Source organism: Enterobacter sp. WCHEn045836, from assembly GCF_003965585.1.
GTDB classification, from domain to species: domain Bacteria; phylum Pseudomonadota; class Gammaproteobacteria; order Enterobacterales; family Enterobacteriaceae; genus Enterobacter; species Enterobacter dissolvens.
The window spans coordinates 86,189-104,865 of sequence record NZ_RXPT01000012.1; the positions used below are offsets into that span (position 1 = coordinate 86,189).

Sequence of the window (18,677 nt, forward strand, 5' to 3'; positions counted from 1 at the left end):
GACTGCATATGTCATCACGCCGTTTCGGAAGTCAGTCGCTGGTTCGCCTTTTGGGCCACTGGCAACAAACCCCGTCCCGAACCCCACTCTGGCGACAGTTGGCCGACGCCTTGCGTCTGCTGATCCTCGACGGCAGGCTGGCGTTGAGTACGCGCCTGCCCGGTGAACGCGAACTGGCCACGGCGTTAGATGTAAGCCGGACGACCATCAGTAGCGCGCTGGCCCATCTGCGAGAGGAAGGGTATCTGGAGAGCCGACACGGCAGCGGTTCACGGGTGATCCTGCCCGATACCCGTGCCGTACCGACGCTTTCAGCGGCAAGTGCGGCGCTGGATCTCTCCACTGCCGCCCTGAATGCCGGGCCAGAGATCCACCAGGCTTACACCTGGGCGCTCACCGCAATCACCCAGCACCTTGCGCTGACCGGTTACGACCAGCTCGGTCTGGCGGCTCTGCGTGAAGCCATTGCCGCCCGCTATACCGCGCGCGGGCTGCCGACCCGGGCTGACGAAGTGATGGTGGTCAATGGCGCCGTCAGTGGTTTTGCGCTGGTATTGCGGATGATGACTGGTCCGGGCGATCGCGTGGTGGTCGATCACCCTACCTATCCGCTGGCGATTGCGGCTATTGAGGGGGCGCTGTGTCGGCCGGTGGGCGTGTCATTACCGGAAACCGGCTGGGACACGGATGGCTTTGCGGCCACGCTGGCTCAGACTGCACCGCACCTGGCGTACCTGATGCCGGATTTTCATAACCCGACAGGTCGGTGTATGGATATCGCCACCCGCCAGGCGATAACCGACATTGCGGCAAACACCCGCACCACGCTGGTGGTCGACGAAACGATGGTCGATCTCTGGTTTGAGGCACCGCCGCCACCGCCTCTGGCGTCGTTTAACCCGCAGGCAACGGTGATCACGCTGGGTTCGGCCGGAAAAAGCTTCTGGGGCGGGCTGCGTCTCGGCTGGATCCGCGCCTCTTCACGCACCATTGCTACGCTTGCCCAGACGCGTGACACGCTGGATTTAGGCTCGCCGCTGCTGGAACAACTGGCGACACTGTGGCTTATCAACAACAGCGAGACATTTCTGCCTGCGCGCCGGAAGATGCTGACAGAGCGACGCGACCGCTGCAGTGAGTTGCTGCGCGAACATTTCCCGCAGTGGCGGTTTCAGGAGGCCGAAGGTGGGCTTTCCTACTGGATCGAACTGCCGGGCATGCAGGCGACGCAGCTTGCCGCACGTGCAGAGATGTTGGGGATTAATCTGGGAACCGGCACGCGGTTTGGTTTATCGGGGGCGTTTGACCGCTATCTACGTATGCCCTTCTCGCTTGAGCCGGCAGAGCTTGAGCAGGCGCTACTGAGAATCAAACCGTTGTGGCTTGCATTAAATAAAACAGCGCCATCGATAAAACGCAGCCTGGTTTGATATTAAAAAATTTGAAGTGGATCATAAAATAAAAACTGCTGACTGTCATACAGGCAGTCAGCAGTTTTCACCAGTCACGAATCAGTGCTGAGGAGGAATGGGGAAACCTTTCAATGAAATAACGAAGCTTTCACCGTCTTTCTTTATTTTCGCGCCGGTATCACACCAGTCAGACGCAATACGAAAGAACTCATCACTTCCTACATTCCAGCCAAGACGTACATGCTTCACGTAGCCCGAACGCAACAGATCGCAGGCCTCTTTGTAGTCACTGGCGGTTGACAGTTGTTGTTTCATTTTCTCTTCTTCAGAAGTTTACGTAGAGCTTTGATTTCTTTAGGAGTAAAAGGAGAAACACTCTCTTCTTCCGTATGCTGATTATCAATATCCTCTTCCGATACTCCCGCCTCTTCTGCTGCTTCAAACGCCAGCAGCAGCAATTTCTCTGTGGTCACGCTTAAGTTCTCGTTATTCACTTCCGCATAGTGGCGAAGTCTTTCTTTTAGCGCTTCATCAATCTTAACATTTAATACCGCAGTAGCCATAATTGTCACTTCCCTTCGGAATAAGTGCTTTATTTAATACACGATGTTAACAATGTAATCCAGATATATATTTTTGACTTATGACAGAAAAAAGACGCCCAGAAATAAAATGACAGTCTATTATTACAGGTTTATGACAGTAATATTTCATCGAAATGAAATATATATTACATCACAAATTAAAACCCTTTTAATTCTGTGGGATAGTCATGCAGGGAGGCGTAAAAACGGGAGGCATGTTGCCGGAGGCACAAATGGGTGGGGGCCCTGCCAGCTACATCCCGGCACACACGTCGTCTGCCCTGGCTGCTTCCTTCCGGACCTGACCTGGTGAACAGAGTAGCGTTGCGGGAGAACCAACAGAGCCCCCATTGAGAGCGTTGTTACCCAACGCGCTGGCGCATTATCCCTGTGCTAACGGTCAATTGCAAGCCGCCAGCAACTGGATGGTGGTTTCTTGCGCAAACAGGCGCAGCAATCGGGGCGATCTTCGTTTAACATGGCATTTCACTCATCCCCACAGGTGTACTGATGGACGAACACGACGCCTTTCCACAACGAGTGTGGCAAATTGTGGCCTCCATTCCGGAAGGCTACGTGACAACCTATGGTGACGTCGCGCGTCTTGCCGGTTCCCCCCGTGCGGCGCGTCAGGTGGGTGGCGTGCTAAAACGACTCCCTGAAGGAAGTACATTGCCCTGGCATAGGGTTGTGAATCGTCATGGCGCCATCTCGCTGACCGGGCCGGATTTGCAGCGCCAGCGTCAGGCATTACTTTCGGAAGGGATTCAGGTGTCCGGGTCAGGACAGATCGATTTGCAGAAATATCGCTGGGTGTACTGACCCCTCTCCCGAAGGAGAAGGGAAATCATTACAGCTGCGTCGGCGGTGTTGGTACAGACGGTTGGTTCGTCTGTGGTGCAACAGGTACTTCGGTTTGCTGCACCGGCACCAGGTTCAGGTCGATTTTCGTCCCACCGTTGTTGATGGCTTCCTGGACCGTATCGGTAATAAACACCAGCTTACCGTTGATGGTTACCGCGGCGCTCAGAAGGATACGGGCGTTAGGCTGTACGTCTGCCGGGTTATACGGCAGCACGAAGCTAAACGGTGCCTGCTTACCTTCGGTACGCACAGCACGCTGGGCCACCACTTTCGACGGCGCGTCGGCCAGAGAAGCATCAGACAGCGTGACCGTTAATACCGCATCCGGTGGTAAAGCGACTCGCTGTTTGATCCAGATAGTACCGGAAACGTTAGGTTGCTGAATGGATTGTTGTGAAAGTGTATTAATCCCGTTTGGATCTGCTGCTGGCACCGGCACCTGGGCGCTCTTACCTGCACAGGCGGACAACGCCACCGCAATAGCTACACCACTTAGCATGGGCACGAGTTTCATTGAAGTCTCCTTATCATCAATGCACCAGCGGGATCGATCCCATCCGATGTCGTTTCAAACACATATCGTATTCAAGTGTGGCACAGATCACTGATTAATGCCTAAATTCGCCCCGATATTCAGATAATTCTACCCGTCGGACCACTTTCATTTCTGCGTTATACTCTGCCTATCTTTCGCCACGGCGTTTATTGAGGACAACTATGAGTCAGGCACTGAACAATCTGCTGACATTACTGAATCTGGAAAAAATTGAGGAAGGACTCTTTCGCGGACAGAGCGAAGATTTGGGCTTGCGTCAGGTCTTCGGCGGGCAGGTCGTCGGACAGGCACTGTACGCTGCCAAGGAGACCGTCCCGGCAGACCGTCTGGTGCACTCCTTTCACAGCTATTTTCTGCGTCCTGGCGATAGCGCAAAACCCATTGTGTACGATGTGGAAGTACTGCGTGACGGCAACAGTTTTAGCGCGCGCCGCGTGGCGGCCATTCAGAATGGCAAGCCCATCTTTTACATGACCGCCTCTTTCCAGGCACCGGAACCGGGTTATGAGCACCAGAAAGCGATGCCTGCGGCCCCGTCGCCGGACGAACTCAAATCGGAGACCGATATCGCCCGCGCGCTGGCCCACTTGCTGCCACCGCAGGTCAAAGAAAAGTTCCTCTGTGATAAACCGCTTGAGATCCGCCCGGTTGAATTCCATAACCCGATGAAAGGCCATACTGCCGAGCCAAAACGTCAGGTCTGGATCCGTGCTAATGGCACCGTACCAGAAGATTTCCGCGTTCATCAGTATCTGCTGGGCTACGCATCAGATTTCAACTTCCTGCCAGTTGCACTGCAGCCGCACGGCGTCGGATTCCTTGAAAAAGGGATGCAGGTTGCAACGATCGATCACTCGATGTGGTTCCATCGTCCATTCAATATGAACGACTGGCTGCTCTACAGCGTGGAGAGTACTTCGGCGTCAAGCGCACGCGGATTTGTACGCGGGGAGTTTTATACCCAGGATGGCGTGCTGGTCGCCTCTACGGTGCAGGAAGGGGTGATGCGTAATCGCGGGTGATGTTTGCGGCCTGATGGCCCTCACCCTGGCCCTCTCCCACGGGGAGAGGGAATAAACACTAAAAACGGCAATCAGGGATTGCCGTTTTGCTGTTTATTATGCGTTATACGCATTCTCGCCGTGGCTGTTGACGTCGAGACCTTCGCGTTCCTGTTCTTCCGGTACACGCAGACCCACTGTCATATCCGCCAGTTTATAGCCAACGAAGGCCACCACAGCAGACCAGACGACGGTGATGGCGATACTTTCCAGCTGCACCAGCACCTGGTGAACCATGGTGACACCTTCTGCGTAACCCACGCCACCCAGCGATTTGGCGGCGAAGATACCGGTCATGATACAACCGACAATACCGCACACGCCGTGCACACCAAACACATCACACGGGTCATCCACACGCAGAAGACGTTTCAGCGCCGTCACACCCCACAGACCGGCCAGACCTGACACCAGGCCAACAAGCAGCGCACCACCGACACCGACGTAACCACATGCAGGCGTGATACCGACCAGACCTGCAATCGCACCAGAGCATGCGCCCAGCAGGGAAGGTTTACCGCGAACTGCCCACTCACCGAACACCCAGGAGAGGATCGCACCCGCCGTGGCCACAACCGTGTTCACGAAGGCCAGTGCGGCGATTTCGTTAGCGGCGCTTGCAGAACCGGCGTTGAAGCCGAACCAGCCAAAATAGAGGATCGCCGTACCGGTAAAGACCATCGGCAGGTTGTGTGGTTTGAACGCTTCTTTACCGAAGCCCACGCGTTTACCAATCAGGTATGCCCCTACCAGACCCGCCACCGCGGCGTTGATGTGGACAACAGTACCGCCCGCGAAATCCAGCGCGCCATGCGACGCCAGCAGACCGCCACCCCAGACCATGTGAGCAATCGGCACATAGGAGAGCGTCAGCCAGACCACCACGAAGATCAGGACCGCGGAGAAGCGAATACGCTCAGCCAGCGCCCCGACAATCAGCCCCACGGTGATACAGGCGAACGACCCCTGGAACGCGACGTGGATGTACTGATAGAAACTGCCCATTACCGCGGTCAGTTCAATGTTTTTCAACATCGCCCAGTTGAAGTTGCCGAAGAAGGCGTTACCTTCACCGAAGGCCAGAGAGTAGCCGTAGACCACCCACAGCACGCAAACCAGCGCGAACGTCACGGCAACTTGCGTCAGCATGGAGAGAACGTTTTTGCCACGGATCAGACCGCCGTAAAACAGCGCAATGCCCGGAATAGACATGAACAGCACCAGCGCGGTGCTGATCATCATAAAGGCGTTGTCGGCTTTGTCTGCCACCGCAGGAGCAGCCATTGCCAGGCCCGGCAGCAGTGCCAGCGAACCCAGACCCGTTTTGATTGTTGCTATCTTCATTTTCTCGATCCCTATCACTGTGTGCCAGGAGTTACTTACAGTGCCGCTTCGTCAGATTCGCCGGTACGGATGCGAATGACGCGCTGCAGTTCGGCAACGAAAATTTTGCCGTCGCCAATTTTGCCGGTGTAGGCCGCTTTGCTGATCACGTCGATGACTTCATCGAGCTGGTCGTCAGCAATCGCGACATCAATTTTTACTTTTGGCAGGAAGTTAACGCTGTATTCCGCCCCGCGATAAAGCTCGGCATGACCCTTCTGACGACCGAAGCCTTTCACTTCGGTGACAGTCAGTCCCTGAATACCCATTGAAGACAACGCTTCACGCACGTCTTCGAGTTTGAATGGTTTGATTACCACCGTAACCAGCTTCATAGATCCCCTCCAGTCAGAATTCGGTAATGGCCGCAGCTAACACGCAGGAGACATTGCAAGGGATGTGCCAGAAATGAAAACGGAAGAGAAAAGCGGCGCAATGCGCGTTAAAAGACCATGAATAATCGACAGGTGAAAAAAAACGCACCATGGCAGTGCATGGCGCGTTTCGGTTTTGCACCAACAGTGGTGACTGTTAGCACGTTGCCTGTTTTTGGTGCATCAGGCGCTAAGCGACTCTTCCTCACGGACGCTGGCCGCCAGCTCTTCCCCCGCCAACTGCAGCTGATACATCTGCCAGTAGCGCCCCTTCGCTTCCAGTAGCGCCCGGTGCGTACCGCGTTCAACGGCCTGCCCGCGATGCAGCACCAGAATGGTATCTGCGTCGACAATCGTTGAAAGACGGTGCGCGATAACCACCAGCGTCGTGTGGTCACGCACGGCAGCCAGCGCCTGCTGGATCGCCTGTTCGGTACCGGAGTCGATGCTGGCCGTCGCTTCATCCAGAATTAGCACCTGTGGCGTTTCAATCAGCACACGCGCCAGCGCCAGGAGCTGTTTTTGTCCAACAGAGAGGTTATTCCCCTGCTCACCCAGCCGGGTGTTGATTCCGTCGCTAAAACCGCGGGCCAGTTCCGCCAGCTGCACTTTTTCCAGCACCGCCCACACCTGCTCCTGGGTATAGTCCCGTCCCAGCGTCACGTTGGCGTAAAACGTATCGGCCAGCACAACCGGATCTTGCTGCACCATCGCCACGCCTTTACGCAATACGCTGTGGCTGAGCGACGCCAGCGGACGTCCGTCCAGGCGAATCTCACCTTTCGTTAACGGGTAGTACCCCATCAACAGGCTTGCGAGCGTGCTCTTGCCGCTGCCGGTATGACCCACCAGCGCCACAAAACCGCGCGACGGCACATCAAGAGTGATGTCCTGCAACACCAGCCTGTCTTCCCGGTAGGCAAACGAGACATGGTCAAACGTGATCGCCCCGCTTTGCAGAGGCGTAGTATCCTCGCCATAGGTCTGACGCGGTCTGTCCATCAGCTCAAAGACGCGTTCTCCGGCAACTACTGCCTGCTGCAACATGGACTGCTGGGTCGTGAGCTCAATCAACGGCTCGTTCAGGCGTCCCAGATAGCTAATGAAAGCATACAGAACCCCCACCTCAATCGTACCGCCTGCACTGAGGCCAAAGAGCATCAACAGGCCGCAAAGCACCAGCGCCGAGAAAAGACTCAGCAGCGGACGCAGCAGGAAACCGTCAAGGCGCAACGTCTGCATACGCGCCATATAGTGCGAACGGCTGGCTTCGCCCATGCGTTCGCCAAAGCGAGCCTGCTGACGGAACTGCTGGATGACGCTCATGCCGTTGATCACTTCGTTGAAGCCATCGTTTATATCGGCCAGGTAGGTCCGCACCCGACGCACAATGGGCGTGCTGTAGCGCTGATAGATAACCATCACAATCAGCACCGCCGGGAAAATCGTGATCGCCACCAGCGCCATGCGCCAGTCGAGACTGAACATTGCCACCAGCATGGCGCCAATCAGCGCGGCACTGCGCAATACGGTCGCCACGACGGTCACGTACAGATCGCGGATCACCTCGGTATCGTTGGTCACCCGCGAAATCACCTGCCCGACCGGCTGGATATCAAATTCGCTCAGCGGCTGGCGCAGTGCGGCATCCATAACATCGGTACGCAACTTCTGCACCACGCCCACCGCCGCCCGGTTAAAGAGCAGCGACTGCGCATAGTGCAGCCCGGCCGCCGCCAGCTGTAGCCCCACATAAGCCACGCCTAACCCCGCAACCAGTCCCAGCGGCAAATAGCTTTTCGCGACCATATTGTCGATGAAATAACTGATCAGCAGCGGACCACTCACTTCCGCAATCGCCGCAATCCACAGCAACACGACGGCAAGGGCAAGGGGTTTTCGCCATGGCGAACCGTAGGCCAGCAGGCGTTTTAGCGTCGGCCACTGCGTTTTTGATTTACGCATTAGCGTCCTCCTCTTCCTGTTCCGGAGCATCGTCGAGTGCCGCTTCAAGCTGCTGATAGCGATACATATCGCGATACCAGCCCGGTTGCTCCGCAAGCTGGTCATGCTGCCCACGCTGGGCAATGTGCCCGTGCTGCAACACCAGAATTTCACTGGCTTCCGTCAGCGCCGACAAACGGTGGGCACTGATGATCACGGTCCGCCCCTCGCCCCACTGGCGCAGGTTATGCAGGATCTGGTGTTCGGTACGGCCATCCACGGCAGAAAGCGCATCATCCAGAATCAGGATTTCGGCATTCAGCAGTAGCGCACGGGCAATGGAAATTCGCTGTTTTTGCCCGCCGGACAGCATCACGCCACGTTCACCCACCTCGGTTTCATAACCCTGCGGCAGACGCAAAATATCGTCATGGACGCTGGCTAAGCGCGCCACGTGCTCAATCTCTTCCTGCGTGGCCGACGGACAGCCAAGGGCTATGTTGTTCGCCACGGTGTCGGAAAAGAGGAACGGCGTCTGGCTGACCACCGCCAGACGGCGACGCCAGTCATCCAGTTGCAGGGTCGTCAGGGGAAGATCGTGGAAACGAATATCCCCCTGCGTAACATCAAAGTGACGCTGGAGCAGCGAAAGGACAGTGCTTTTACCGGATCCGGTCGGGCCACAGATCCCCAGCATTTGACCCGGTTGCAGCGTAAAGCTGACGTTTTCAAGCACCGGGTGTTCTGTCTGCGGATAAATAAACGTACGGATATCGACGTTCATCACACCCCGTCCTTCCGGTACCGGCTCGGTACCGTCGTTGACCACTGGCGCTTCAGACAGCATGGCGCGAATACGGCTGTAGGCGGCACTGCCGCGCTCCACGATGTTAAACATCCAGGCCAGCGCCAGCATCGGCCAAATCATCAGCCCCAGGTACATCGCAAAACTGGTCAACTGCCCCAGGGTCAATGTGCCTTGTACAACCATCCAGCTCCCGCCGCCAATCGCCAGCAGATTAGCCATGCCAATAGCGATATAGATCGTCGGGTCAAAGCGCGCATCGATACGCGCAACGCGCATGTTTTTTGCGCCAGTGTCTGCAGCATCGGCCGCAAACAGAGCTGATTGCCGATCCTCCAGACCAAAGGCTTTGATCATGCGGATACTGGTCATACTCTCCTGCGTGCGATCGTTCAGCGACGAAAACGCCGCCTGCGCCAGCTTGAAGCGCTCGTGCAGCTGTTCGCCATAGCGGTTGATCGCCAGCGCCATCAGCGGCATCGGCAGCAATGCCAGCAGGGTGAGCTGCCAGCTGATCTGAGTCGACATCACAATCAGGACCGCACAGCCCATCACCAGCGAATCCACCAGCGTTAATACCCCTTCCCCGGCGGCGAACACCACGCGATCGACATCGTTGGTGGCGCGGGCGATAAGATCCCCGGTGCGATGGCGCAGGTAAAATTCTGGATGCTGGCGGCTCAGCTGACGGTAAAAATCCTCGCGTAATTCAACGGCCAGCTGATAGGACGCGCCAAACAGCAGCACGCGCCAGACATAGCGCAGCAGATAGACAATGACGGCCGTCAACACCAGCGTGCCGACCCACATCAACACCCGTGCGGTGGTGTAATGCTGTTCCGTGACGCCATCCACGACGTATCCCACCACTTTCGGCGGGATCAGCTGCAAGATGGCAATGATGATAAGCAGGAGAACTGCGCCGAGGTAGCGCTGCCACTCCCGACGAAAGTACCAGCTTAGTTGGGCAAATAATCGCACGCGGTTTGTTCCTGAAGGTATTTTACGAAGTTATTCAATGGGTAATGCTGTGGTGTATTTAATCTGTTCCATGGCAAAGCTTGAGGTAACGTCCGACAACCCCGGTACGCTGTTCACCAGCCGCTTGTAGAAATCATCATAGCGCTTCATGTCTGCCACCTGGACACGCATCAGATAATCGTACTCCCCGGCCATACGCCAGAAGCCGAGGACCTCCGGCATCTCTGACACCTGGGTCACGAAGCGGCAATACCATTCGCTGCTGTGGTGCTGCGTTTTTATCAGGACAAAAGCCGTCAGGCCCAGCCCCAGTTTTTCGGGATCTAATAACGCGACACGCCCCAGCAGAATACCGTCATCTTCCAGCTTCTTGAGGCGCTTCCAGCACGGTGTGGTGGTCAGATTAACGGCATCTGCCAGTGCCTGCAAAGAGAGGGTGCAGTCACTTTGCAGCAATGAAAGCAGCTTGCGGTCAATTTTATCTAGCATACCCACCTCACAGAGAAAATTTTTCTCCCTTCATTCTATTTTAAAGGCCAGATAGCAACAATTTTTTCTGTGCTTTTCGCTATGCTGGGCACAAAATGACAAACGGATAATTACGATGAATAGCAACTGGGTTAAACATGCCATCAGCGAAATCAATGCCGACTACCAGCGCTCGGCCGACACCCATTTAATCCGCCTCACCCTGCCAGGATTTGCGGGTATTCAGCTGTATCTGAAAGATGAAAGCACCCATCCTACAGGCAGCCTGAAGCATCGGCTGGCGCGGTCTCTGTTCCTGTACGGGTTATGCAACGGCTGGATTAAGGAAGGTACGACCATCATTGAATCCTCATCCGGTTCAACCGCCGTATCCGAAGCCTATTTCGCCCGCCTGCTCGGTCTGCCGTTTATCGCCGTCATGCCCTCCTGCACCGCGAAACGCAAAATCGAACAGATCGAATTTTATGGCGGACGCTGCCACTTTGTGGAAAGTGCCTGCGAAATTTACGCCGCCTCGGAAATGCTGGCCCGTGAGCTGAACGGCCACTATATGGACCAGTTCACCTTCGCCGAGCGTGCAACCGACTGGCGTGGCAACAACAACATTGCCGACAGTATTTTCCGCCAGATGACTCATGAGCCTCATCCGGTTCCGTCATACATCGTCATGAGCGCCGGTACGGGCGGTACTTCGGCCACCATTGGCCGCTATATCCGCTGTCAGGGCTACGATACGCAACTGATGGTGGTTGATCCGCAAAACTCGGTTTTCCTCGACTACTGGCAACGCCGCGATGCCAATCTGCGCAGTCCGGTGGGCAGTAAAATTGAAGGAATTGGCCGCCCGCGCGTTGAGCCGTCGTTCATTCCTGATGTGGTGGATGAAATGCTTCGCGTGCCGGATGCCGCAAGCGTCGCAACGGCGCACTGGCTGGAGACGCAGTTGGGCCGCAAAGTGGGTGCCTCGACCGGGACCAATATGTGGGGCGCGCTGCAGCTGGCGGCACGCATGCGTGAAGAGGGCCGCACGGGCTCCATCGTCACGCTGCTGTGCGACAGCGGAGAGCGCTACCTGGAGACCTATTACAACGCGGAATGGGTGCAGGCAAACATCGGTGATATTGCGCCGTGGAAAGCGCAAATTGCACAGCTGGTGAAATAAAAAAAGCCAGACCGAAGTCTGGCTTGCTGGAAGGGTCTCACTATTCGGGGGAATATGGGAGGGTGTTGTTGTCCAGCCAATGTGTTAAAAAATGGGACACCGCTTCATTTCGGCAGTGCCCGATAACCGGCAGATGAGGAAGCGCTGAAATCAGCTGGGGCATTGCATTCCCCATGATCAAACCGCGCCCGACGCTGCCCAGCATCTCGCGGTCGTTCATGGCGTCACCAAACGCCATGCACTCCTGCAGCGTTAAGCCCAGGTGGTCGCTCAGGACCGCCAGGGCAGAACCTTTGTTACACCCCACCGGCAGCACTTCCAGACAATCCACCGCCGAAAAGGTCAGATGTGCCCGGTCGCCTAACGCCTCATTCAACTGAATACGCAGGCGACGGAGATCGTCATGATCGCCGCAGAAACAGATCTTGGTCACCGCATGGGCAGGGATACGGCGCAAATCGATCAGCTGATAGCGAAAACCACTGTAGACATGCGCATGGAGAAGCTGAGGGATCTCGCGCCCGGTAAACCAGCCGTTATCGTTAAAGACATGAACGCTGGCCTGGGTATCCCAGGTACTATGCAACACAATATCCGCCACTTCCGGGTTGAGATCCTGACGGTGCAGAACCTCCCCTTCGACCGAATGAATACGTGTCCCGTTACCGGTGATCAGAAATGCATCCAGGGAGAATGCCCCCAGCAAATGACGCATCTCCAGCACATGGCGGCCAGTGGCAAACGTCAGGGTCACATCGCGCTCGCGCAGACGCTTCAGGGTGTTCAGGGTTTTCTCCCCTAAACGGTGATCCGGCATTAACAACGTACCGTCCATATCAAATGCTGCGAGCCGAGCCATGATTACTCCCGAAATGTGATGCGGTTAACTTGTGCATCAGTATTGCGTGAGATATACGGAAGTAATAGTGAATAGATGACAATTATTGTTCCGGGTTTTTTATGCGACAGCTCAACCGCCTCAAACAGTATCAACGCCTGTGGCAGCCCTCCGAAGGTGCACCGCAGCAGGTCACCATTGCGGAGCTCGCCAGCCGCTGTTTTTGCAGCGAGCGGCATGTGCGCACCCTGCTGCGTCAGGCGCAGGAGGCTGGCTGGTTACGCTGGCATGCGCAGTCCGGTCGCGGCAAGCGCGGCGAGCTCACGTTTCATGTCACCCCGGAATCGCTGCGTAATGCGATGATGGAAGAGGCGCTGAAGCAGGGGCAGCAGCATAACGCGCTGGAGCTGGCCCAGCTTGCGCCGGAAGAGTTGCGGGAGTTGCTGCATCCCTTTTTGGGCGGACAGTGGCAAAACGATACGCCGACGCTGCGCATTCCCTATTATCGCTCGCTGGATGCGCTGCAGCCTGGCTTTTTACCCGGCCGGGCGGAGCAGCACCTGGCAGGCCAGGTTTTCTCCGGGCTGACGCGCTTTAACGGCAACAGCAGCGAACCAACGGGCGATCTTGCCCACCACTGGGAGGTGTCGGATGGCGGCCTGCGCTGGCATTTTTACATCCGCTCCACCCTGCACTGGCATAACGGCGACAAAATTGAGACGGCACAGCTGCAGCGGAGCCTGAAAGCCCTGCTGACGCTGCCTGCTCTGCGCAAACTGTTCCAGAGCGTGTCAGACATTGAGGTCACTCACCCACAGTGCCTGACGTTTACCCTGCATCAGCCAGACTACTGGCTGCCGCATCGTCTGGCGACCTACTGCAGCCGTCTGGCCCATCCTGACCTGCCTGTGACGGGCAGTGGCCCCTTCAGGCTGAGCGTGTTTGATCCCGATCTGGTGCGTCTGGAAAGCCATGAGCAGTACCATCTTAGCCACCCGCTGATCAAGGCGATTGAATACTGGATCACCCCGACGCTCTTTGATTACGGGCTGGGGACCAGCTGTCGTCATCCAGTGCAGATCGCCATTGGCGAGCCTGATGAACTGGAGAGCCTGAGGCTGGTGAGTAACAGCACCAGCCTGGGGTTCTGTTACCTCACGCTGAAACAGAGCGAGCGGATGAGTAAAATGCAGGCACGACGGCTAATCAATATCATCCATCTCTCAACGCTGCTGCATACGCTCCCGCTGAACGAGGGGTTGATTACACCGACAGAAGAGCTGCTTCCAGGCCTGCGTATTCCCCAGTGGCCAGATTTAACCCATGTTCCTTTACCGGAAACGTTGACCCTCGTTTACCATTTGCCCGTTGAGTTACACACCATGGCAAACCAGTTAAAACAGTACCTTGCGCAGCAAGGGTGTGAACTCACCGTTATCTTTTACGATGCTAAAACGTGGGATGGGTGTCAGCAGCTTGCCGATGCGGACATGATGATGGGAGACAGACTGATTGGCGAAGCGCCGGAGTACACGCTTGAACAGTGGCTTAGGTGCGATCCCCTCTGGCCGCATCTGCTGAGCGCGCCGCACTTTGCTCATCTGCAGGCCACGCTGGATGCCGTACAGACTCAGGCCGATGAACAGGCAAGACACGCTGGCCTGAGGGCCATCTTCACCCGGCTGATGGAAGAGGCGGTACTGACGCCACTGTTTAATTACCAGTATCAAATCAGCGCGCCGCCGGGGGTAAACGGAATACGACTGAATACCCGTGGCTGGTTTGATTTCACTGAAGCCTGGCTTCCGGCACCCAGGTCGTGAAGAAGCTGGTCGCCGCCGAAGTCAGACGGTAACATAATGTTTTTACCGTAACTGTCGAGATGATTTATGAAACGTGCCGTCGTCGTGTTCAGCGGAGGACAAGATTCCACTACCTGCCTGGTTCAGGCCCTTCATCAGTACGATGAAGTTCATTGTGTGACTTTCGATTATGGTCAGCGTCATCGCGCAGAAATCGACGTAGCCCGCGAACTGGCGCTGAAACTGGGCGCGCGCGCGCATAAGGTGCTGGACGTCACGCTGTTAAACGAACTGGCCGTCAGTAGCCTCACCCGCGACAGCATTCCTGTTCCTGACTACAAACCTGACGCCAGCGGTATTCCCAATACCTTTGTGCCGGGCCGTAATATTCTTTTTCTGACCCTGACGGCCATCTACGCCTACCAGGTGCAAGCCGAAGCGGTGATCACCGGCGTTTGCGAAACCGACTTCTCCGGTTATCCGGACTGCCGCGACGAGTTTGTGAAAGCGCTAAATCACGCGGTAAACCTGGGGATGGCCAAGGAGACGCGCTTTGAAACGCCGCTAATGTGGCTTGATAAAGCGGAAACCTGGGCGCTGGCGGACTACTGGGGCAAACTGGATCTGGTTCGCAGCGAAACCCTGACCTGCTACAACGGCATTAAAGGCGACGGATGTGGCCAGTGCGCCGCCTGTAACCTGCGTGCCAATGGCTTGAATCACTACCTGGCAGATAAAGCCGGTGTGATGGCCGCGATGCAGAAAAAAACCGGGCTGAAATAAGGTTACTTCACTGTGCTGTCGCACTGATAAAGTCGACAGCACAGGCATTCAGATAAATGCTCCCTACACGATCATCAACTCCAGCTTTTCCCGCAACTCCCCTTCCAGCGGTAGTGCCTTCTGCGTTTTCAGATCGATACAAACGAAGGTGATCAGCGCATCAGCCACCACCTGCCCTTCAGGATCCAGCGTCACGACCTGACTGAGTACACCACTCTTCCCGTTTAGCTGTTGAACCTGGCTGGTAACGGTAAGGACATCTCCAAGCACGGCCGGGCGACGGTAGTTGATATTAATATTGACGACCACGAACGCGATGTTGTGCGCAGTCAGCCATTGAAAGCTTTCGCTGTTTTCCAGCCCATCCCAGCGCGCCTCTTCAAGAAATTCGAGATAGCGGGCGTTATTCACGTGCTGGTAAACATCAAGATGGAAACCGCGTACTTTGATTTTTGTCTGCATAGCGCAATAGCCTTTACTGTTGTTATAGGATAAGAGGTCAAGACTGGTATGACCTCTTTATCCTGGCAAACTTTTGCGGCTGTGCAAGTAAAACTGAGATTACAACGTCAGGTGTGAGAGGTTGCGCTCAACCAGTGAACTGCCCATCCCCGGAACCTGCCTGAGATCGTCAACCGTTTTAAACGGGCCGTACTCTTCACGGTAGCTTACGATAGCCTGGGCTTTTTTGAGCCCTACGCCGTTCATCACCCGGGCGAGATCTTCAGCCGAGGCCGTATTGATGCTAACGCGTGTACCGTCGTCCTCTGTGCTTTTGCCAGGTTCAGCGGCTTTAGTTTGGGCGGGAGCCTGTGCAGTGGGGTCAGTTTTGCTCTGTACAGACTGCGTTTTTGCTGCGGGGGCCGCCAGTGCGCCTGCGCTCATCCCGGCGGTGGCAATAGCCAGTGTAATTAACAGTGCTTTGATTCCACATTTCATGCTGTTATCTCCTTGTTTGTTGACAGCCACATCACGATAGCCGTCAGCAAAAACAGGCTCAAACATGAGATTGCAGAAATGGAAAAGGCCGCGAAAGCGGCCTTCAGGTTTTGCAGAGCGTTACGAAAATCTGCGAGCAGATACGTAATTACTGCTGCTGAGTCATCACATCGCCCAGCTTGATTTTGGCTTCTTTACGCAGGTTGCTCATCATCGCTTCGAAAGCAATCTGGGCATTGTTCTGGGTGATACCCTGAACCATCGCTTTCTTCTGCTCTTCTGGCATGGTGCCGGCTTTCACTTCGTCCAGCGCCAGCAGAACGACGTTACCCTGCATGTCGGTTGTCGTGCCGAAGCTTGGCTTGTCCTTCGCAGGCAGGCTCAGACCAAACACAGCCTGGCTGATTGGGTCCTGACCGGTGCGGCTCAGCGTTTTCGCGTCACCGAAGCTCAGACCCGCTGCTTTCAGGGCGTCTTCTTTACCGGCTTTCAGGTCAGCCAGGATCTTCTCAGCATCCAGTTTTGCCTGCTGTTCCGCTTTGTTATGTTTAACCTGCGCAACAACCTGATCTTTCACTTCCGCCAGCGGTTTTACCGCTTCAGGCTTGTGCTCGCTCACGCGCAGAACAAACGCACGGTCACCGTCAACGGTAATGATATCGGAGTTGCTGCCCGGCGTACCGTTCTCGCCCACCAGACCACCGTTGAAGATGGCATCCGAAACCGGTTTGAAGTTCAGCTCTTCCGGCAGGTTGTCGCGACCAAACCAGCCGGTCTCAACCGCTTTCAAGCCTGCGGCCTGCTCTGCACCCGCCAGAGATTCATTGTCGTTGCTCGCTGCATCGCTCACTTTCTGCTGCAGAGCATAGTAAGCATCCAGCGCTTTTTCCTGTTTCACTTTGGCGGCGATATCATCACGCACTTCAGCCAGAGGCTTGGTTTTAGCGGGTTCGATATCATCCAGACGCGCAACCAGGAAACCAACGGATGATTTAATCACACCCGACAGCTGGCCTTTGTCTTTCAGACCAGCATTTTTCAGCTCATCCGGTGTAGTCGCCGCTTCCAGCCAGCCCATATCACCGCCATTTTTCGCAGAGATGATGTCGGTGGATTTTGCTTTCGCAACGGTCGCGAAATCTGCGCCTTTATTCAGCTCATCCAGAACGGCTTTGGCATCGGCTTCTGTTTTGGTCTGAATCACGCTGTAGCGGTTACGCTGAGGCTGAGTGAACTGATCCTGATGCTGATCGTAGTAAGACTGGATTTCCGCATCAGTGGCGGTTTCCTGCAACGCAGCAGCATCCAGCTTGATGTAGCTCACGCGGAACTGTTCAGGTGCAACAAAGCTATTTTTGTTCTGCTCGTAGTACGCGTTAATCTCTGCATCACTCACCTGCTGCTTCGCCGCGAGCGCATTCACATCGATGGTCGCCTGGCGCACGACACGCTGCTGCGCCACCAGGGCTGCCAGTTCGTCAGTTTCACCTTTGAGCATAAAATCAGTGCCAACCACCGCATTGATCAGCTGTTGCGTCGTCAGCTGGTTACGCAGCGCCTGAGCGTATTGATCGGCCGTCATGCCCATCTGATTCACAATGCTGTTATAGCGGGCGTTGTCGAATTTGCCGTTAGACTGGAATGCCTGAGTTGAGAAGATAGCTTTTTTAACCTGCTCATCGCTGATACCCAGACCCAGTTTTTTGGCATATTGATCCAGGAGCGCTTCGTCAATAAGGCGGTTCAGTGTCTGTTGGCGCAGGGTTTTCATGTATCCTTCGTTCGCTGCCAGTTCAGAGAACTGGTCGCCCAGCTGTTGCTGCATACGGTTACGTTCACCGGCAAACGCATTCTCGAACTGCCCACGGCTGATTTCCTGGCCATTCACTTTTGCGGCATAGTTCGCGCCACCGCCGATAAGGTAACTGCTCACGCCGGTCAATATGAACGACACGATAATGATACCGAAAATAATCTTGAGCACGAGACTGTTAGCAGCCGTGCGTAAGCTGTCCATCATGGTGTAACAACACTCCGCTGTAGGTGACTGGTTACCTGACGCTAACGGAAAATCCTGACCGTCGCGCGTAAAGACGTATTGTGACAAGAAAACGGGGCGATTGTCAGCCCACAACTCGCATAAACTCGCACAAATCAGGTCTGGACAAACAAAAAAGGCACATCAAATGATGCGCCCTTGTACTTTTCGGCTTCCCTGAAACGGGAAAGCAATCAGTTTACTGCGTCTTTCAGCGCTTTACCTGCACGGAAACCCGGCACTTTAGCGGCAGCAATGGTGATCTCTTTACCGGTCTGAGGGTTGCGGCCAGTACGGGCAGCACGCTCTTTAACAGCAAAAGTACCGAAGCCTACCAGTGCAACGTCGTCCCCAGCCTGCAGAGATTCAGTAACAGAAGCAATTAATGCATCTAACGCACGTCCAGCTGCAGCTTTAGAAATATCAGCACCAGCAGCAATTTTGTCAATCAGTTGAGATTTATTCACTGTTCTCTTCCTCTCTTTATAATTTATATCGCGCCTGAATCCTTCACAACGCGACCGCGCAGCAGTTATATCAGGCCTGCCATGACCTTACAACACCCGTTGTTGATGGCTGACCTAATCAGCAATCTAAATTAGCTATACAAAAAAAGGCTGGCAAGTGCGAAATGACTTACCAGCCTTGTTTTTATTGACGCT

18 protein-coding genes, 1 other RNA gene and 1 pseudogene are annotated in these 18,677 nt (G+C 55.3%); 6 read left to right on the forward strand and 14 right to left on the reverse strand.

Going from position 1 to position 18,677, the window contains the following annotated elements; genetic code table 11:
* Positions 1 to 8 precede the first annotated feature (8 nt).
* Positions 9 to 1,430: a PLP-dependent aminotransferase family protein gene (locus tag EKN38_RS16820; RefSeq protein ID WP_043951576.1), complete on the forward strand. Its 1,422-nt coding sequence runs from the start codon at positions 9 to 11 to the stop codon at positions 1,428 to 1,430.
* 81 nt (positions 1,431 to 1,511) lie between these two features.
* Here the strand turns inward: EKN38_RS16820 and EKN38_RS16825 are convergent, their stop codons facing one another.
* From EKN38_RS16825 to ffs, 3 genes are all read right to left on the reverse strand, one after another.
* Entirely contained in the window at positions 1,512 to 1,727 is a 216-nt protein-coding gene (locus EKN38_RS16825; protein WP_013095877.1) for a hypothetical protein, read from the reverse strand.
* Positions 1,724 to 1,975, reverse strand: coding sequence for a hypothetical protein (locus EKN38_RS16830; protein ID WP_014830890.1), 252 nt, complete (start codon positions 1,973 to 1,975; stop codon positions 1,724 to 1,726). Before EKN38_RS16830 ends, EKN38_RS16825 begins: the two co-directional genes overlap by 4 nt.
* Before the next feature lie 265 nt (positions 1,976 to 2,240).
* Positions 2,241 to 2,337, reverse strand: an RNA gene (gene ffs / locus EKN38_RS16835) — signal recognition particle sRNA small type.
* Positions 2,338 to 2,503: 166 nt separating this feature from the next.
* Here ffs and EKN38_RS16840 point away from each other — a divergent pair.
* A pseudogene (locus tag EKN38_RS16840) lies at positions 2,504 to 2,818 on the forward strand (MGMT family protein); the annotation flags it as partial.
* 28 nt (positions 2,819 to 2,846) lie between these two features.
* On the opposite strand, the gene EKN38_RS16845 reads toward EKN38_RS16840, so the two are convergent.
* Positions 2,847 to 3,374, reverse strand: coding sequence for a YbaY family lipoprotein (locus EKN38_RS16845; RefSeq protein ID WP_014830888.1), 528 nt, complete (start codon positions 3,372 to 3,374; stop codon positions 2,847 to 2,849).
* Positions 3,375 to 3,577: 203 nt separating this feature from the next.
* On the opposite strand from EKN38_RS16845, the gene tesB reads away from it, so the two are divergent.
* Positions 3,578 to 4,438 (forward strand): acyl-CoA thioesterase II, encoded by an 861-nt coding sequence (gene tesB, locus EKN38_RS16850; RefSeq protein ID WP_014830887.1) that lies wholly within the window; start codon positions 3,578 to 3,580, stop codon positions 4,436 to 4,438.
* A 96-nt stretch (positions 4,439 to 4,534) separates the two neighbouring features.
* Here the strand turns inward: tesB and amtB are convergent, their stop codons facing one another.
* The 5 genes from amtB to EKN38_RS16875 form a co-directional block, all read right to left on the reverse strand.
* A complete protein-coding gene (gene amtB, locus EKN38_RS16855) occupies positions 4,535 to 5,821 on the reverse strand; it encodes an ammonium transporter AmtB (protein WP_014830886.1) in 1,287 nt (428 codons plus the stop codon).
* A gap of 35 nt (positions 5,822 to 5,856) precedes the next feature.
* Positions 5,857 to 6,195, reverse strand: coding sequence for a P-II family nitrogen regulator (gene glnK, locus EKN38_RS16860; protein ID WP_008503304.1), 339 nt, complete (start codon positions 6,193 to 6,195; stop codon positions 5,857 to 5,859).
* A 222-nt stretch (positions 6,196 to 6,417) separates the two neighbouring features.
* Positions 6,418 to 8,199 carry a SmdB family multidrug efflux ABC transporter permease/ATP-binding protein gene (locus EKN38_RS16865; RefSeq protein ID WP_014830885.1) on the reverse strand — a complete coding sequence of 594 codons (1,782 nt, stop codon included), beginning with the start codon at positions 8,197 to 8,199 and terminating at the stop codon, positions 6,418 to 6,420.
* Positions 8,192 to 9,964 (reverse strand): SmdA family multidrug ABC transporter permease/ATP-binding protein, encoded by a 1,773-nt coding sequence (locus EKN38_RS16870; protein WP_014830884.1) that lies wholly within the window; start codon positions 9,962 to 9,964, stop codon positions 8,192 to 8,194. The genes EKN38_RS16865 and EKN38_RS16870 overlap by 8 nt, the downstream gene beginning before the upstream one ends.
* Before the next feature lie 30 nt (positions 9,965 to 9,994).
* Positions 9,995 to 10,453: an Lrp/AsnC family transcriptional regulator gene (locus EKN38_RS16875; protein ID WP_008503307.1), complete on the reverse strand. Its 459-nt coding sequence runs from the start codon at positions 10,451 to 10,453 to the stop codon at positions 9,995 to 9,997.
* 115 nt (positions 10,454 to 10,568) lie between these two features.
* Here EKN38_RS16875 and EKN38_RS16880 point away from each other — a divergent pair, with 115 nt between their 5' ends.
* Complete coding sequence (locus tag EKN38_RS16880; RefSeq protein WP_014830883.1) at positions 10,569 to 11,615, forward strand: PLP-dependent cysteine synthase family protein; 1,047 nt, start codon at positions 10,569 to 10,571, stop codon at positions 11,613 to 11,615.
* Positions 11,616 to 11,655: 40 nt separating this feature from the next.
* Here the strand turns inward: EKN38_RS16880 and cof are convergent, their stop codons facing one another.
* Positions 11,656 to 12,474, reverse strand: coding sequence for an HMP-PP phosphatase (cof, locus tag EKN38_RS16885; RefSeq protein WP_014830882.1), 819 nt, complete (start codon positions 12,472 to 12,474; stop codon positions 11,656 to 11,658).
* A gap of 101 nt (positions 12,475 to 12,575) precedes the next feature.
* On the opposite strand from cof, the gene EKN38_RS16890 reads away from it, so the two are divergent.
* Positions 12,576 to 14,276, forward strand: coding sequence for an SgrR family transcriptional regulator (locus EKN38_RS16890; RefSeq protein WP_014830881.1), 1,701 nt, complete (start codon positions 12,576 to 12,578; stop codon positions 14,274 to 14,276).
* Between the two features lie 66 nt (positions 14,277 to 14,342).
* Positions 14,343 to 15,038, forward strand: coding sequence for a 7-cyano-7-deazaguanine synthase QueC (gene queC / locus EKN38_RS16895; RefSeq protein ID WP_013095864.1), 696 nt, complete (start codon positions 14,343 to 14,345; stop codon positions 15,036 to 15,038).
* A 63-nt stretch (positions 15,039 to 15,101) separates the two neighbouring features.
* On the opposite strand, the gene EKN38_RS16900 is transcribed toward queC, so the two are convergent.
* The 4 genes from EKN38_RS16900 to hupB form a co-directional block, all read right to left on the reverse strand.
* Positions 15,102 to 15,500: a YbgC/FadM family acyl-CoA thioesterase gene (locus EKN38_RS16900; protein WP_014830880.1), complete on the reverse strand. Its 399-nt coding sequence runs from the start codon at positions 15,498 to 15,500 to the stop codon at positions 15,102 to 15,104.
* A 99-nt stretch (positions 15,501 to 15,599) separates the two neighbouring features.
* Complete coding sequence (locus EKN38_RS16905) at positions 15,600 to 15,977, reverse strand: helix-hairpin-helix domain-containing protein (protein ID WP_014830879.1); 378 nt, start codon at positions 15,975 to 15,977, stop codon at positions 15,600 to 15,602.
* A gap of 148 nt (positions 15,978 to 16,125) precedes the next feature.
* Positions 16,126 to 17,997, reverse strand: coding sequence for a peptidylprolyl isomerase (ppiD, locus tag EKN38_RS16910; protein WP_014830878.1), 1,872 nt, complete (start codon positions 17,995 to 17,997; stop codon positions 16,126 to 16,128).
* A gap of 212 nt (positions 17,998 to 18,209) precedes the next feature.
* Positions 18,210 to 18,482: a nucleoid-associated protein HU-beta gene (hupB, locus tag EKN38_RS16915; protein ID WP_002444653.1), complete on the reverse strand. Its 273-nt coding sequence runs from the start codon at positions 18,480 to 18,482 to the stop codon at positions 18,210 to 18,212.
* Positions 18,483 to 18,677: the final 195 nt, after the last annotated feature.